Origin of the sequence: Flavobacterium weaverense (assembly GCF_003688495.1) — a bacterium.
Taxonomy (GTDB): domain Bacteria; phylum Bacteroidota; class Bacteroidia; order Flavobacteriales; family Flavobacteriaceae; genus Flavobacterium; species Flavobacterium weaverense.
This window is the reverse complement of record NZ_REFH01000014.1, coordinates 49509-65222: the sequence shown is the minus strand read 5'-3', so window position 1 is coordinate 65222 and position 15714 is coordinate 49509. Positions and strand designations below refer to the sequence as shown.

The following is a 15714-nucleotide window of genomic DNA, read 5'->3' as shown; positions in this document are numbered from 1 at the left end:
ATGTTTAATGTTTCTTTTCTTCACTAATAGCATTATGGGGCATGCTCAAACAGTAGCTGATGGTGATTATCGATCTGCAGTACCAACTGGTAACTGGAGTGATTTAGCTACTTGGCAGACAAGAACTGGAGGCGTTTAGGCGGATGCAACTTTTTTACCTGGTACTGCAAACGTTGTATATATTCAAGCTAGTCATAAAGTGAACCTTACTCAGGATACTTCTTGCAAAGATTTACACATAAATTCATCTGCTATTGGTACAAAAGGAATTCTCTCTATAGGTTCTAACGTAATGAATGTGAATGGAAAAATCAGAGCATACACTGGTATTACAACGGCAATTACTGATGGAACGACACCCTTTTATGTGGGAACAAGTACAGGAAGTACTCAAACTTCAATGATTACTACAAGTACAGGTTCTTTGTCATTTCTAGGAGGTACAAGAACTATTATTAATTCTGGTGAATTTGGAAGTGGCGGTGCTCAAGGTAATGTGGTTTGTGCTTTAGATTTAGGAGCGATAGGTACTCTTAATAGCGGTACCAAAGGTGCAACATATAGCATAAATAGTGGAACTATTAGTACAAATTCTAGTCAAGCAACTGCTGCAGGCGGTTCTTTTACTATTGCAACAGGTGCTAAACTTATTTCTTCAAGATCTGGAAATGGAGTATGTGCTGGAGTAGTAACTTCTGCCAATACTAATATAGCCGGAACTGTAAGTATTGAGGCAGGTGGGATTCTGGAATTAACTGGAACTGCTCCGGCAATTGGCTGTACTACATTTACCTACAATGGTACCGTGCTGTAAAGTGGTACGGCTGCTCAAACTACGCTTCAACCAAGTGTTCACATTAGTGGACCTACCCCTACCGGCGCGTTGAACGCTTACAGTACATTAACAACTTACAATGCCATAGGAGTTGCTTTATTTGCTCCCATTAGCGTAAACAATAGTCTTAATATTACAGGTGGACCATTAAATTTAGTTGCTTTTACAAATACTGCAGATAAACTAACTCTTGGCGGTTCAGGGGTAGCGAATGGTTCTTGGGGTAGTAATGGCTCAGCTGCAACGAATAAAAATGATACTTATTTCGCAGCGACAGGAACTGGATTAATAAATGTTTCAACTTCATTACTCTCAACTAAAAACAATATTTTAACTCAAGGTATTTCGGTGTATCCTAATCCTACTAATAGCGTGATTAACATCGTGCAATCAGATAATGGCATGGATATTAAAAATGTAACGCTAACTAATGTCGCTGGTCAGCAAGTTTACTTCAAAGATTCGGCTAAAGCGATTGATGTAAGTAAATTTTCTAAAGGTTTATATATAATGAAAATTGAAGCCAAAGATGGTTCGAATTCAACTACGAAAGTATTAGTGGAGTAAATAAAATAGTATACATAAAAGAAGTAATCGCAAAATTAAAAAGCGAGTTAAAAAATATTTTTTAGCTCGCTTTTTTTTATTAGCTAAAAATATTAAAGAGAGCTGCTTTAAGAATTCTATTCCATGACAATTATTTACAAAAAATGTTCTCGAGCACATTTAACGTAATTAACTTGTTTAAATTAAAAGGTTTTCGTAATCTTGTTAAACAATTATTATTATACACGTATTATAATCGTTAATTAATCACTTTTAAATGAACTAATTAGAAGTTCATTATTTATTAAAATGTAAGAAAAATTACAAACAATAAATTATTAAAAAATATTTTAGCACAGTAAAAAAGGGACGGCCTAACTTTTGTTTGTGCTCTACCCTATTTAAAGACTTGATCAAGTTATAAATGTATAGTAATTTAGATCATATCTCATAAATCAACACTAGATCCTATTTAAACCAACCAATAGAAAATTAAGAAAATTATGACTAAGAATTATTCATTTTTGACCTCCAAGAAAAAGGAAGCCGTTACAGCACTGTTTTTTTTGACATCCTGTATCAGTTTTGCGCAAAGTGATTATAAACCAGCCGTTGAATCTTTTGAGTCTGAAAAAGGTTTAAGTGCTTACCAAATTACAAATGGAAAAATAGCCCGCAGTGAAGCGCACAGAAAATATGGAAAAAATTCTCTACAATGGGAATGGAAAGATAAAAGCTCCATTGGAACTTCAAAATTTAAAATTTTAACTGCTGAAGAAAGCCCTTTAGAATACGGCCTTTTTTTTCCTTCAAGTCCAACTTTGCAGATGTCAATCTATAATGAGGTAGCTCAAAATGGTAAAATCACTGTTTCATTCGAAAAAAATGGTAAAAGAGAAGTCTATTTTGATTTGCCGCTTTCTTTTACAGGATGGCGCACTATATGGGTTCCTTTCTACGAAATGCAAGGTAACACTCCTAAAAAATTAGCTCAAGTTGACTATGATTATTTTAAAATAACTTCTTCAACTCCTACTGGAAAATTATTTTTCGATGATATAATCTATTCTCAATATCAAGATGATCGACATGCGTACCCAGATGAGATTGTTCCCTTTATCAAATCAAAATTAAATCTTGGAGAAGATCATTGGATGCCATTAATAAGCAACTACGACCGCATAAAAAACTTAAAAACAGAAGCTGTTACCGAAGCTGTTAGAAAAGATTTAAAAAAAATAGAGTCAACTATTGAACAAAATTATGAAGCAGATAAAAAATCTAAACTAAATTTAAAGTCGCTTCGCGAAGATTATAAAAAATTAAATCTGGTAGATAATGGTAAAACAATTTTAGGTCCGCCATTGACTTTTAAAGCCACACAAGATTATTACGATGAAAGTCAGCAAGGAAAGCAAGTATTAACTGATGTTCAAGACTTAGGAAAGACCTTAAAAAAAATAGCAAGCTCGTATGAGAAAGGAACAGCTGCTGAGAAAGAGGAAATGAAAACAATGTTCTTAAATGGAACAAAATATTTTCTTGATCAAGGTTGGCAAGCGGGGTCTAATGGTGGGACAAGACATCATATTGGTTATAATGTTAGACAAATTACGGAAGCCTTTTTCATTATGCGTCAAGTCCTAGATGAGAATGGTTTACTGGCTGAGGTTGGAGCAAGCTTACATTGGATTTTTAACATTGGATCACTTTTAGATAATCCCGAAAATTTTCACGTAAATATTGATTATTTAAATACGCAATCGTACTATCATTTAATGCTCATATTTTTATTTGAGAAACAAGAGATGCAAGCTGCAATGGTGCAAGCCTATTCAAATTTTATCAACATCACATTAGCACAACAAAAGGAAGAATGGGGCTTTAAAGTAGATGGTACAGCATGGCATCATAATGGAAGTTACCCTGCTTACGGACTTGGAGCATTTCAAAACGTGCCTAAAGTAATAAAGACTTTATCTGGAACAAAATTCCGTATTGGTTCTGAGGGACATCAAAATTTTAAATATTCTTTTTTGACTTCTAGAGCTTATAGCCAATTGTATAATTGGGGATTTGGTAATGCTGGACGTCATCCTTTAGAAAATAACGGTATCTATTCGTTGAAAAATGAGTTTTTAGAAATGGCTTATGCAGGTAATCCTGAAGGCACATCGGAGATTGATAAAGATGTTGCTGAAGCATACTTAAGACTATGGGGCAAAGAAGACCCTAAAACTACAGCATCATTTGCAGAAAAAGGATTGTATCCAGAAATATTATCAGGTTATCGTTCCTTACCTTACGGCGCTACGGCTATTCATAGACGTGACGATTGGGCAGCAATTATTAAAGGATACAGCAAGTACGTGTGGGCTTCAGAAATATATGTGAAAGCTAATAGATACGGTAGATATCCAGCAAACGGTACTATTCAGTTGTTAAATTCTGGAGGTGAAGAGGCAAGTGGATTTGTACAAGAAGGTTGGGATTGGAATAGATATCCCGGTTCTACAGTGATAAATTTACCCTTAAAAGAGTTAGAACCTAAACTACCATTGATTATGTTCCGTTCTAATGAATCCTTCGCTGGTTCGACTGTATTAGGTCAAGATGGAATTTTCGGAATGATTTTAAATGAATCAAAAGGCACAAATGCAGACGGTAATGAGTCAAATCTAGGCTTTCCAGGAAAGCTAACCGCTAAGAAATCAGTGTTTGCTTTTGGTGGAAAAATGATTGCGATAGGAACGGATATTTCTAGTATCGATACGAAGAATCCAACGCAAACCAATATTTTCCAATCCTCCTTGAAAGATACTAAGGCTCCTATAATGACAGCTTCAGAAACAATTACTAAATTTCCTTTTGAAACAGAGCTAAAGAAAAATAAAAAATCATCAAATTGGTTAATTGATCCTTATGGAAATGGATACAATGTACTGTCTAACAATTCAGTACAATTCAAAAAAGCTTACCAACAATCGTATCATAATGAATATTCTATAAATACTGGAATAATTGAAGATCCTGTTAATGGAGCTCGCGAAACTTACGGGGATTTTGCTTCTGCTTGGATTGATCATGGCACTTCACCAAAAAATGCATCATACCAATATGTTATTTATCCGTTTTTGAGCAAACAAAATCAGAATAATTTCGGTAAAATAGCTGCAAACGATAAGTCATTTGAAATTAAAAGAGCAGATGGTATAGCGCATATAGTCTTAAATAAAGAGACAAATACAACAGGTTTTGTAATCTTTGGAGCTAACCAGCCTTTAGACAAGGAAATTATAAAAGAAGTTTCTTCTCCTGCTTTATTAATGGTTAATCAGAAAATTAAAAATGAATTGACTATTAGCGCAGTTCAACCTGATTTAAATTTCCCAGAATACAAGCCAGGAAAGTATAGGAATTATAGCCAGCCAGTAGAATTGAAAATAACAATTGTAGGGAAATGGAAAGTACTTCCTGTAGATTTTATTAAAAATATTGACACTTCTGGAGATAATACTATTATCACGTTAACGTGCGTGGATGGTTTGCCAAGAGAGTTTAAACTTAATAGGTAGTATGAATAAATTGTTTGGTAACGATCGCAAATCCCTGTAATAAGGGATTTTGCGGTTGTTTAAAATAAAAAATTCTATACTATTTTAGTTCAGTTCTATTAATTCTTTAATATTAGATTTAACTTTATACACGCCACAAAAAGCGGTTACATAATAAAATATACAAATTATGAATACAAACTATCTTTGCAAAATAATGCTCCTTAGTCTTTCTCTTTCTTTTATGTCATGTAAAATAAACATGAAAACAGAAACTGTGAATACTAAATCTAGTAATAAAGAAAGCGTTACAGAAAAAAATGAGGAAAACCCGTATGCAGATGCAAATGAATCAAAAAGATTCCAAAGTAATTTTGACGCCTATTTTAAAAGTAATACCCCTTCAAAAGTGGATTTGCCGTATGAAACGGAAGAAGAATACCAAAAGAGAATGCAGTGGTGGAAAGATGCAAAGTATGGCATGTTTATACATTGGGGTTTATATTCCATTTTAGGCGGAGAATACAATGGAGAAATAACACCTAAAATTGCTGAATGGATTCAAAACACTTTAAAGATACCTGGATCTGAATACAAAAAGTTAATGGATCAATTTAATCCAAAAGATTTTGATGCAGATGAATGGGTTTCTGTTGCTAAAGCTGCAGGAATGAAATACATGATAATCACATCAAAGCACCACGATGGATTTGCATTATTTAATTCTAAAGTATCAGCGTATAACGTAATGAACACTCCTTTTAAACGAGATATCATAAAAGAATTAAAAGCTGCATGCGACAAACAAGGAATAAAATTTGGATTATACTATTCGCATGCGATCGACTGGGATAACTCTCAAGCTTATATAGGTGAAGGAGCTTTAAGAGACCGCATGAATTTAGTGGATTTCGATTCAAAAAAGATGGATCGTGCTAAATACTTAAAAGAGAAATCATTTCCACAGCTTCGCGAGATCCTAACAAATTATGGTACGATTGATATCATTTGGTTTGATATGGGTAAAGGTTTAGATAACGAAGAAATTCGCGAGTTCGTCAAAATTACCAAAGAATTACAACCCAATATTATTATTAGTTCAAGAATTGGAGATGAAGCAGCTCCTGTAGCAATGAACAAAGACTTGTATTTTGACTTTTTCACACCTTCAGATAATTACTTTACTGGAGATCAAATGCCGATACCTTTTGAGATGGCTGGAACTACAAATACATCTTGGGGTTATAGAAAAGACGATCATGAATGGAGAAAACCTAATTTTATTTTAAATTCGTTAATTGCTTCGGCAAGTAGAAATGGAAATTATTTATTGAACGTGGGTCCTATGGCAAGCGGATTGATGCCAGCTGAACCTGTTAAAAATTTAAAGATTGCAGGATCTTGGTTAAAAGAAAACGGAGAGTCTGTTTATAATACTACTCCCTCCCCTTTTCCATGGAATTATAATTGGGGTTATGTAACACAGAAACCAAATAAAATTTACTTAAATGTTTTTAACTGGCCAAAAAACAACACCATTGAACTAAACGGAATTATCAGTTCTATTGATAAAATACACGTATTAGGCAACTCAAAAAATATTAAATTTAAACAAGATGGACGTTTTCTAACATTAGATTTAGCTGGTGTTTCGAAGAAAGAGTTTGCGACTCCAATAGTGGTTGAATACAAAGATGCTGAATTGAAGATCGATCGCAATCTATCACAAAATAAAGAAAATAACATCAGTTTAGATAGAATTACAAGCAGCTATATGAAAGATGAAGCGATATCTTCATGGCAGTTTAAAGTTCATACTCCTGGTAAATTCAAAATTAGAATTGTTTCTAATGAAAAAGGAAATCACTCTAAGCCTGTATGGACAGGTTCAGAGCAAACAGGTAGTATTCAAGTAGCAGGTAAAATCATACCCGTATCTCTAAAAAGAGATACTGAAATGATAAACCCTACATTATTTTTCTACAAAGAAATTGGCAGCAATGCAGGTGAAATCGAGTTATTAAAAGCGGGCACTTACACCTTACAATTAAAAGGTTTTAAAATAGGTGCTGACAAATGGACTGAAGGATTAGGACTGGAAAAAATTGAATTAATAAAAATTTAAATTTATTTCTTAATTTTAATATTTTTCGAAATTAATTAAGGCAGCAATAGTAATTATTAAGTAACACATATCAACAAATGAAAAAAACAATAACAATAACCGAGGTCTTAACTAAAGATGTTCGTTTCCCAACAAGTGATTCTCTAGATGGTTCTGACGCTATGAATCCAGATCCAGATTATTCTGCCGCATACGTTATTTTAAAAACAGACGATCCGGAATTTGAAGGTCATGGTCTAACTTTTACAATAGGTAGAGGAAATGAACTATGTGTAGCTGCAATCGAATCGCTTTCACATTTGATAGTTGGTAAAACTTTAGAATCTTTCACTCAAAACATGGGAAATTTTTGGAAGATGATTACCGGTGATAGCCAACTTCGCTGGTTAGGTCCAGAAAAAGGAGTAATACACTTGGCAACAGGAGCGGTCGTAAATGCAGTTTGGGATTTATATGCCAAAGTCGAAGGAAAACCATTATGGAAATTAATAGCTGATATGTCACCTGAGGAATTTGTAAGATGTGTTGATTTTACTTATATCACAGACGCTATTACTCCTGCTGAAGCTTTAGAAATTTTAACAAATAATCAAGCAACTAAGCAAGATCGTATTAACGACCTACTAGAAAATGGATATCCTGCGTACACTACTTCTGCAGGATGGTTAGGGTATAGCGATGACAAAATGCGTAGATTATGTCAAGAAGCAAAAGCAGAAGGTTTCAAACATATGAAAATAAAAGTAGGTTCAGACCTGCAAGATGATATGCGTCGTGCTCAAATTATTCGCGAAGAAATTGGTGATGATTTACAATTAATGATGGACGCTAATCAAAAGTGGGATGTCGATGAAGCAATTGAAAACATGGCATCACTGAAGAAATTTAATCCGTATTGGATTGAGGAACCTACGAGTCCAGATGATATTTTAGGTCATGCAAAAATCGCTAGAGCGGTTGCACCTATTAAAGTTGCAACTGGTGAGCACTGCCAAAACAGAGTAATGTTTAAACAATTAATTATGGCAGATGCATTACAGATTTGCCAAATTGATAGCTGCCGTGTTGGTGGTGTAAACGAAATTTTTGCCATCTTACTAATGGCTGCAAAATATAAAGTTCCTGTTTGTCCTCATGCTGGTGGTGTAGGACTTTGCGAATATGTTCAGCATTTATCAATGATTGATTATATCTGTGTTAGCGGAACAAAGGAAGATAGAATAATTGAATATGTAGATCACTTACATGAACATTTCTTCGAACCAGTAGTAATAAAAAATGGAGCTTACATGCCGCCAAAGCAACCGGGATATAGTATTACAATGAAACCAGAATCATTAGCAGCATACACATTCCCTACAGGAGAAATCTGGACTAACAAATTAAAAAAAGCATAATATGGTATTCAGTTTGAAAGGAAAAACAGCAATAGTTACCGGCGGAGGAAGTGGAATAGGAAAAGCTATTTCAACGACATTTGCTAGACAAGGTGCACATGTTTGTATTTTAGATTTTAGTACAGATAATGGAAATAACACAGTTTCAGAAATTGAAAAAGAAGGCGGATCAGCTAACTTTTATCAGTGTGATGTTTCCAACCAAGAACAAATGGAAACTATTTTTGACGAAATCGCCAAAAATAAAACCATCAATATCCTAATTAATAATGCTGGAATTGCACACGTAGGAAATATTGAAAACACTAATTCAGAGGATTTAGATCGATTATTCAACGTAAATATCAAAGGTGTTTACAACGGAATGAAAGCGGCAATCTCACACTTTAAAAAACATAAAAGCGGAGTAATTGTAAATATGGCATCTATCGCAGCATCGGTTGGTATATCTGATCGATTTGCTTATTCGATGACTAAAGGTGCGGTTTTAACAATGACGTATTCTGTAGCTAAGGATTATGTAAACGAAGGCATTCGTTGCAACTGTATCTCTCCAGCTCGTGTTCATACTCCTTTTGTTGACGGATTTATCCAGAACAATTATCCTGATAATCAAGCTGAAATGTTCGAAAAACTTTCAAAAACACAGCCAATAGGTCGTATGGGAAAACCAGAAGAAATTGCAAATCTTGCACTGTACTTATGTAGTGATGAAGCATCCTTCATTACAGGTTCAAATTTTCCCATTGATGGTGGATTTGTAACGTTAAATAATTAGAAAAATTAAAAAATAAACAGATGAAATTAATACGATTCGGAACAGAAGGGAACGAAAAAATAGGAATTCAACTAGAAAATAAAAGAATAGACGTAAGTGCATTTGGAGAAGATTACGACGAAAAATTCTTTGAAACTAATGGCTTAGATCGATTAAAAGATTGGTTAAAAGTAAACGAAGCTACTTGCACAACGGTTGATGATTCAGTGCGTTTAGGTTCACCAATTGGTAGACCATCAAAGTTAGTATGTGTGGGTCTGAATTACGCTAAACATGCAGAAGAAACAGGTGCAAAAGTGCCAACAGAGCCTGTTTTATTCTTCAAATCAACAACGGCGATTGTTGGTCCTAATGACAATGTGATGATTCCTAAAAACAGTTTAAAAACGGATTGGGAAGTTGAATTAGCAGTTGTTATTGGTAAAAAAGCATCTTATGTATCTTTAGAGGATGCTGACGATTATATTGCTGGATATTTATTGCATAATGATGTATCTGAGCGCGCTTTTCAAATTGAAAAAGAAGGTCAATGGTGTAAAGGAAAAGGCTGCGATACGTTTGCTCCTCTTGGACCATTCTTAGCAACAAAAGATGAAATTAAAGATCCTAATAATTTAGAATTGTGGTTAGAAGTTAATGGCAAACGCTTACAACACTCTTCTACATCTGACTTTATATTTAACGTTCAGGAGGTTGTATCTTATATCAGTCAATTTATGACATTATTACCTGGAGATGTAATTTCAACTGGTACTCCGTTTGGCGTTGGTTTAGGGTTTAAACCGCCAATGTACTTAAAAGCAGGAGATGTAATGAGACTAGGAATTGAAGGTTTAGGAGTTTCTGAACAGAACGTCGTAGCGTACAACTAAATGAGAATAGACTCACATCAACATTTTTGGCATTTTGATCCCGTTCGAGATTCGTGGATTAATGAAGACATGAGTGTTTTACAACGCGATTTCTTACCTAAGGATTTAGAGCCACTTTTGAAGGAAAATAATTTTGAAGGCTGCATTGCAGTTCAAGCCGATTCTTCTGAAAAAGAAACAGAATTTTTACTAAATTTAGCTGAAAGAAATAGTTTTATAAAAGGTGTTGTGGGTTGGTTGGATTTATGTTCAGATACTATCGAAGCTCGTTTAGAATATTTTTCAAAATTTGAGAAACTAAAAGGCCTGAGACATATTGTTCAATCTGAGCAAAAGGGTTTTATGTTAAGAGCAGATTTTCAGCGCGGCATTTCGGCATTGGAAAAATATAAATTGACGTACGATATTTTAATTTATCCCAATCAATTAGAAGAAGCAATTTTGTTAGTTGAAAAATTTTCTAATCAACAATTCATACTTGATCATTGCGCTAAACCGTACATAAAAGATGGAAAAATAAAAGTCTGGAAAAGTTTGATTGAGGAATTATCGGCTATTGATAATGTGGCCTGTAAAGTATCTGGTTTAACAACAGAAGCTGATTGGACCAGTTGGCAAAAACAGCAATTTGAGCCTTATTTCGAAGCGATTTTTGACTGCTTTGGAACGGAGAGAACAATTTTTGGTAGTGACTGGCCAGTAAGCTTGCTTGCAGGGAATTACTCCACAACGTTGAGTTTAGTTGAAAATTACATTCAAAAGTTTACTAAAAGTGAACAACAACAAATTATGGGACTTAATGCGAAAAATTTGTACGATATAAAAGATTAAAACTATGGATTTAAAGCTCAAAGATAAAATTATAATAGTTACTGGAGGATCAAAAGGTATTGGCTTTGGTATTTGCAAAGTACTATCTCAAGAAGGCGCTATTCCTGTAATTGTAGGAAGAAATGAAACAGATGCACTTCACGCTGCTACTGAAATAAAAGCAGAAGGTGGTGAAGCGTTTTACGTTGTTGGTGAATTGAATGATAAAGCCGAGTGTAAAAATGCTATTGACAGTATCGTTAAGCAATTTGGAAGAATTGATGGCTTGGTAAACAACGCAGGAGTAAATGACGGTGTTGGACTAGAAAATGGAAATTATGACGATTTTATGCTTTCTATTCAGCGCAATGTAGCACACTACTACGCAATGGCACATCACGCATTACCAGAACTTAAGAAAAGTAAAGGATCAATTGTAAATATTGGTTCAAAAACTTCAGTTACTGGCCAAGGAGGAACTTCTGGATACGCTGCTGCGAATGGCGCAAGAAATGCTTTAACAAGAGAATGGGCTGTTGAATTATTGCCTTACGAAATAAGAGTAAACGCTGTTATAGTCGCTGAATGTTTTACTCCATTGTATAAAAAATGGTTACAAACGTTTGAAAATCCTGAAGAAAAATTAGAAAGTATTACCAAGCATATTCCGTTAGGACATCGAATGACAACTGATACTGAAATTGCTAATACTGTTGCATTTTTACTTTCAGAAATATCCAGTCACACCACTGGACAATTATTGTTTGTTGATGGTGGCTATACTCATTTAGATCGTGCAATCCAATGATAGAAAAAATTATAAAACAACCTATAGTTGCCAGAAATGTTTTGGTTCCTTTTATACTAATTACCTCTTTGTTTGCGCTATGGGGGATTGCCAATGATTTGACGAATCCTATGGTATCTGCATTTAAAAAAGTGATGCCTGAACTTTCTAATATGGAAGCTTCATTGGTGCAATTTGCATTTTATTTTGGGTACTTTTTTATGGCACTACCCGCTGCCCTATTCATTAGAAAATACAATTATAAATCAGGAATAATAGTAGGCTTGTCTTTATATGCAATTGGAGCTTTTCTTTTTTATCCCGCCGCAGAATACGAGACTTTCACTTATTTTTTAATTTCACTTTGGGTAATGACGTGTGGTTTGGCATTTTTAGAGACAACATCAAACCCATTAATCTTAGCATTAGGAACTAAAGAAACTGCAACTCAAAGGTTAAATCTCGCACAAGCATTTAATCCGCTAGGTTCTTTAACAGGAATGATTATCGCACAAGTATTTATTATTGATGCTTTACGATCAAATGCTTTCACAAAGGAAACGTACCAAGCCTTGTCGAGTGCAGAAATTGCTGCAGTTCGTGAAAATGATTTGAGCGTAATCAGTATTCCTTATATTGCATTAGGCGTTTTAGTTTTGATTATTATGGCAGCAGTTGCTTTAATAAAATTTCCTAAAATGGAAGAGCAATCTAAGATTTCTTTACCTGAAACATTTAAAAAATTATCAAAAAATAGTGCGTATTTAAAGGGTGTTTTCGCTCAAATATTTTACGTTGGCGCACAAATTATGTGTTGGACATTTATATTTCAGTATGTAGACAATTTGAATGCTACGTTGCCAGTTAATGAACATTTGACAGCTACTTGGTACAATGTAGCAGCGATGATATTATTTTTATCTGGTCGATGGTTAGGTACTTTTTTAATGAAAAACTCTAATCCTTCTAAATTGTTATTCCTTTTTGGTATCGGTGGTGTTACAACAACGATGATTACGGTATTCGTTGGTGGTCATTTTGGTTTATACTCTTTAGTAGCTACTTCATTTTTTATGAGCATCATGTTCCCTACTATTTACGGGATCTCATTAAAGAATATGGGTGACGAAGCTAAAATTGGTTCTGCAGGGTTAGTAATGGCCATTGTTGGTGGTGCTTTACTACCTGTATTGCAAGGTTATATTTTGGATATTGGTGGTCCGGGATTTGATGATTCAAAGATCTTTGGATACATCCCAGAAGTTAATTTTTCGTTTATTCTTCCTATGATTTGCTTAGCAGTTGTGGCATTTTTTGGATATAAAACTATGAATAATGATAACAGATAGACATTGTTTTGCACTTGACTTAATTGATGATACAAATTTAATTGAAGCGTATAAAAAATACCATGAGTCAGTATGGCCTGAAATTGTCGAAAGTATAAAAGATGCTGGCATTCAAGACCTACAAATTTATCTTGTGGCAAATAGGCTTTTTATGATTATGGATGTTTCAGAAAATTTTTCTTTTGAACAGAAGTCACAATCAGACGCAGCAAATCCAAAAGTACAAGAATGGGAGCAGTTAATGTGGAACTATCAGCAGGCAATTCCGCAGGCAAAAAAAGGAGAAAAATGGATGTTAATGGAAAAAATATATCATTTAAAAAAATAATAGACCAAGATGGAAATTAAAATAAACCCAAAATATCCTTCTGTTACCGACTTAAGAAAAAGAGCAAAGGTTAAAATGCCAAAATTTGCTTTTGAGTACTTAGATGGCGGATGCAATGAAGACATTAATTTAGATAAAAATCGTTCTGATCTTCAGAAAATAGAATTAACACCACAGTATTTATCAAAGTTTGATAAATCTGATATGAGAACAGAACTATTTGGAAAAACCTATGATGCACCTTTTGGAATATCACCAGTGGGTTTGCAGGGGTTAATGTGGCCTAATGCACCAGAAATTTTAGCAAAGGCAGCTTTTGATCACAACGTCCCATTTATCCTTAGTACTGTTACAACATCAAGTATTGAAAGAATTGCAGAGATAACAGAAGGAAAATCGTGGTTTCAATTGTATCACCCAACAGATGAAAAAGTAAAAATTGATCTATTAAACAGAGCAGCTTACGCGGGAACAGATGTACTTGTAATTTTAGCGGACGTTCCTACTTTTGGCTATAGACCAAGAGATGTGCGTAATGGATTAGCGATGCCTCCAAGCATGAGCGTAAAAAATATCTTGGAAGTTTTTACAAAACCGGATTGGGCAATTCAAACATTGATTCATGGCCAACCTGCTTTTAGAACAATGGAAGCGTATATGCCAAAAGGACTTAATTTAAAAAAATTAGGTGAATTTATGGATACTACTTTTTCTGGTCGTTTAAACGAAGATAGAATCGCCGCTATTAGAGATCAATGGAAAGGTAATCTGGTAATAAAAGGTGTAGTAAGTGAAAGTGATACACAAAAAGCTATTGCTTTAGGAATTGATGGTATAATTGTTTCTAATCATGGCGGAAGACAATTAGACGCTGGCCAGTCCTCAATCGTACCTATGACTCTTCTTGCTCAAAAATATAAAGACCAAATAAAAATCATGGTAGATTCAGGATTGCGCGGTGGACCAGATATTGCGAGAGCAATGGCGAGCGGAGCTGATTTTACATTTATGGGTCGTAGTTTTATGTACGGTGTAGGAGCTTTAGGTAAAGAAGGTGGAAATCATACTATTTCATTGATGAAACGAGAATTCCAACAGGTGATGGAACAAGTTTGTTGTGAAAAAGTACAAGATTTACATCACTTCATTGTAAAGTAAATCAGAGATCTATTTGGAAACGTGCTAAATGTAATCCAAACTAGTAGATTGTGGAGTTTGAATAATTAGTGAATTTGTAAAATGTCAAATAAAAATTTGCACTTTACCTCTAACTGGTTTTTTAATCTTTTATTATAAAAAAACACGATACTATATTATGATGAAAATTTTTAAAATAATTGTTTTAGTTTTCTGTACATTTTCCTTGTTTGCTTGCAAGTCCATTGATACAAAGAGTTTCGATGACAGCTATTTAACTAGTGAAAATTGGATTATCGAGCAGCAAGAAGGAGGAAAAGTAGAATTCAAAAATAAAGTTATAGAGATTACTGACGCTAAAGGGTGTACGATATGGTTTAAACATATATTAAACGCTCCCATACAAATTGAATATGATGTAACTGTCATTGACAATAAAGGTCCTTATGATAGAGTATCCGATTTAAATTGTTTCTGGATGGCCAATGATCCTAAAAATCCAAATGATTTTTTTAAAGATTCGAAAAATAGAAAAGGTTTTTTTCCAAATTATCACGAGTTAAAGCAATATTATGTAGGTTATGGTGGTCATGATAACTCTAAAACAAGATTTAGAAGGTATGACGGAAATAAAGATCGACCACTACTAGCGGAGCACGACTTAAGTGATCAAAAATTTATGATCATCCCAAATAAGAAAATGCATATTACGCTAATTGCCAATAAAAATAAGATTCAATATCTACGCGATGGAGAAGTAATTTTTAACCTAAACGATGAAATGCCATACACAAAGGGCTATTTCGGAATTCGAACAGTGGAAAATCATATGATAATTGAGAATTTAAAGATTAGCGTTATTCATTAATTGAAGCTACTTGGCACAATTATGAATGACTTAAAACTATGTTGACTATCAAATTCGCGATAGTCTAACCGCTGATAAACACTACTACCAAGTCTGGGATTAATTTCTATTTGAAAGTAGATACTTAAATTATTCTCAAAAAAGAGCTTAACCTTATCTTAATTAATTATACATATTACACTGTTAGATGTATTCAATCTCAACAAAGTAAGTAAAGAATACTAAAATTGCTTTTATATATACAGATCAGTGGTTTTAGTACTACGTTTCCATGCCAAGATAAGAGTTAAGATGCTATGATTACTTTGTAATTTCTATATATAATATT

Annotated in this window: 14 protein-coding genes; all 14 read left to right on the top strand. The window is 34.0% G+C overall.

Going from position 1 to position 15714, the window contains the following annotated elements:
• The first annotated feature begins 7 nt into the window (after positions 1-7).
• Positions 8-139 (top strand): hypothetical protein, encoded by a 132-nt coding sequence (locus tag BC961_RS14930; protein ID WP_262706571.1) that lies wholly within the window; start codon positions 8-10, stop codon positions 137-139.
• A 60-nt stretch (positions 140-199) separates the two neighbouring features.
• A complete protein-coding gene (locus BC961_RS14510) occupies positions 200-814 on the top strand; it encodes a hypothetical protein (RefSeq protein WP_121926584.1) in 615 nt (204 codons plus the stop codon).
• 69 nt (positions 815-883) lie between these two features.
• A complete protein-coding gene (locus BC961_RS14505; RefSeq protein ID WP_170151331.1) occupies positions 884-1402 on the top strand; it encodes a T9SS type A sorting domain-containing protein in 519 nt (172 codons plus the stop codon).
• A 482-nt stretch (positions 1403-1884) separates the two neighbouring features.
• The gene (locus BC961_RS14500; protein ID WP_121926582.1) at positions 1885-4956 is read left to right on the top strand and encodes a chondroitinase family polysaccharide lyase; all 3072 of its coding nucleotides are present in this window, start codon (positions 1885-1887) and stop codon (positions 4954-4956) included.
• Positions 4957-5197: 241 nt separating this feature from the next.
• Positions 5198-7060 carry an alpha-L-fucosidase gene (locus BC961_RS14495; RefSeq protein ID WP_170151330.1) on the top strand — a complete coding sequence of 621 codons (1863 nt, stop codon included), beginning with the start codon at positions 5198-5200 and terminating at the stop codon, positions 7058-7060.
• 77 nt (positions 7061-7137) lie between these two features.
• Positions 7138-8457 (top strand): L-fuconate dehydratase, encoded by a 1320-nt coding sequence (locus BC961_RS14490; RefSeq protein WP_121926580.1) that lies wholly within the window; start codon positions 7138-7140, stop codon positions 8455-8457.
• A 1-nt stretch (position 8458) separates the two neighbouring features.
• On the top strand, positions 8459-9235 hold the full coding sequence (locus BC961_RS14485; RefSeq protein ID WP_121926579.1) for an SDR family NAD(P)-dependent oxidoreductase: 777 nt from the start codon (positions 8459-8461) through the stop codon (positions 9233-9235).
• A gap of 20 nt (positions 9236-9255) precedes the next feature.
• Positions 9256-10107, top strand: coding sequence for a fumarylacetoacetate hydrolase family protein (locus BC961_RS14480; RefSeq protein WP_121926578.1), 852 nt, complete (start codon positions 9256-9258; stop codon positions 10105-10107).
• On the top strand, positions 10108-10938 hold the full coding sequence (locus BC961_RS14475) for an amidohydrolase family protein (protein WP_121926577.1): 831 nt from the start codon (positions 10108-10110) through the stop codon (positions 10936-10938).
• 4 nt (positions 10939-10942) lie between these two features.
• Positions 10943-11725, top strand: coding sequence for an L-fucose dehydrogenase (locus tag BC961_RS14470; RefSeq protein ID WP_121926576.1), 783 nt, complete (start codon positions 10943-10945; stop codon positions 11723-11725).
• Positions 11725-13053, top strand: coding sequence for an L-fucose:H+ symporter permease (gene fucP, locus BC961_RS14465; RefSeq protein ID WP_394345457.1), 1329 nt, complete (start codon positions 11725-11727; stop codon positions 13051-13053). Before BC961_RS14470 ends, fucP begins: the two co-directional genes overlap by 1 nt.
• Positions 13040-13381, top strand: coding sequence for an L-rhamnose mutarotase (locus BC961_RS14460; RefSeq protein WP_121926574.1), 342 nt, complete (start codon positions 13040-13042; stop codon positions 13379-13381). Before fucP ends, BC961_RS14460 begins: the two co-directional genes overlap by 14 nt.
• Before the next feature lie 9 nt (positions 13382-13390).
• Positions 13391-14539, top strand: coding sequence for an alpha-hydroxy acid oxidase (locus BC961_RS14455; protein WP_121926573.1), 1149 nt, complete (start codon positions 13391-13393; stop codon positions 14537-14539).
• Positions 14540-14696: 157 nt separating this feature from the next.
• Entirely contained in the window at positions 14697-15386 is a 690-nt protein-coding gene (locus tag BC961_RS14450; protein WP_121926572.1) for a DUF6250 domain-containing protein, read from the top strand.
• Positions 15387-15714: the final 328 nt, after the last annotated feature.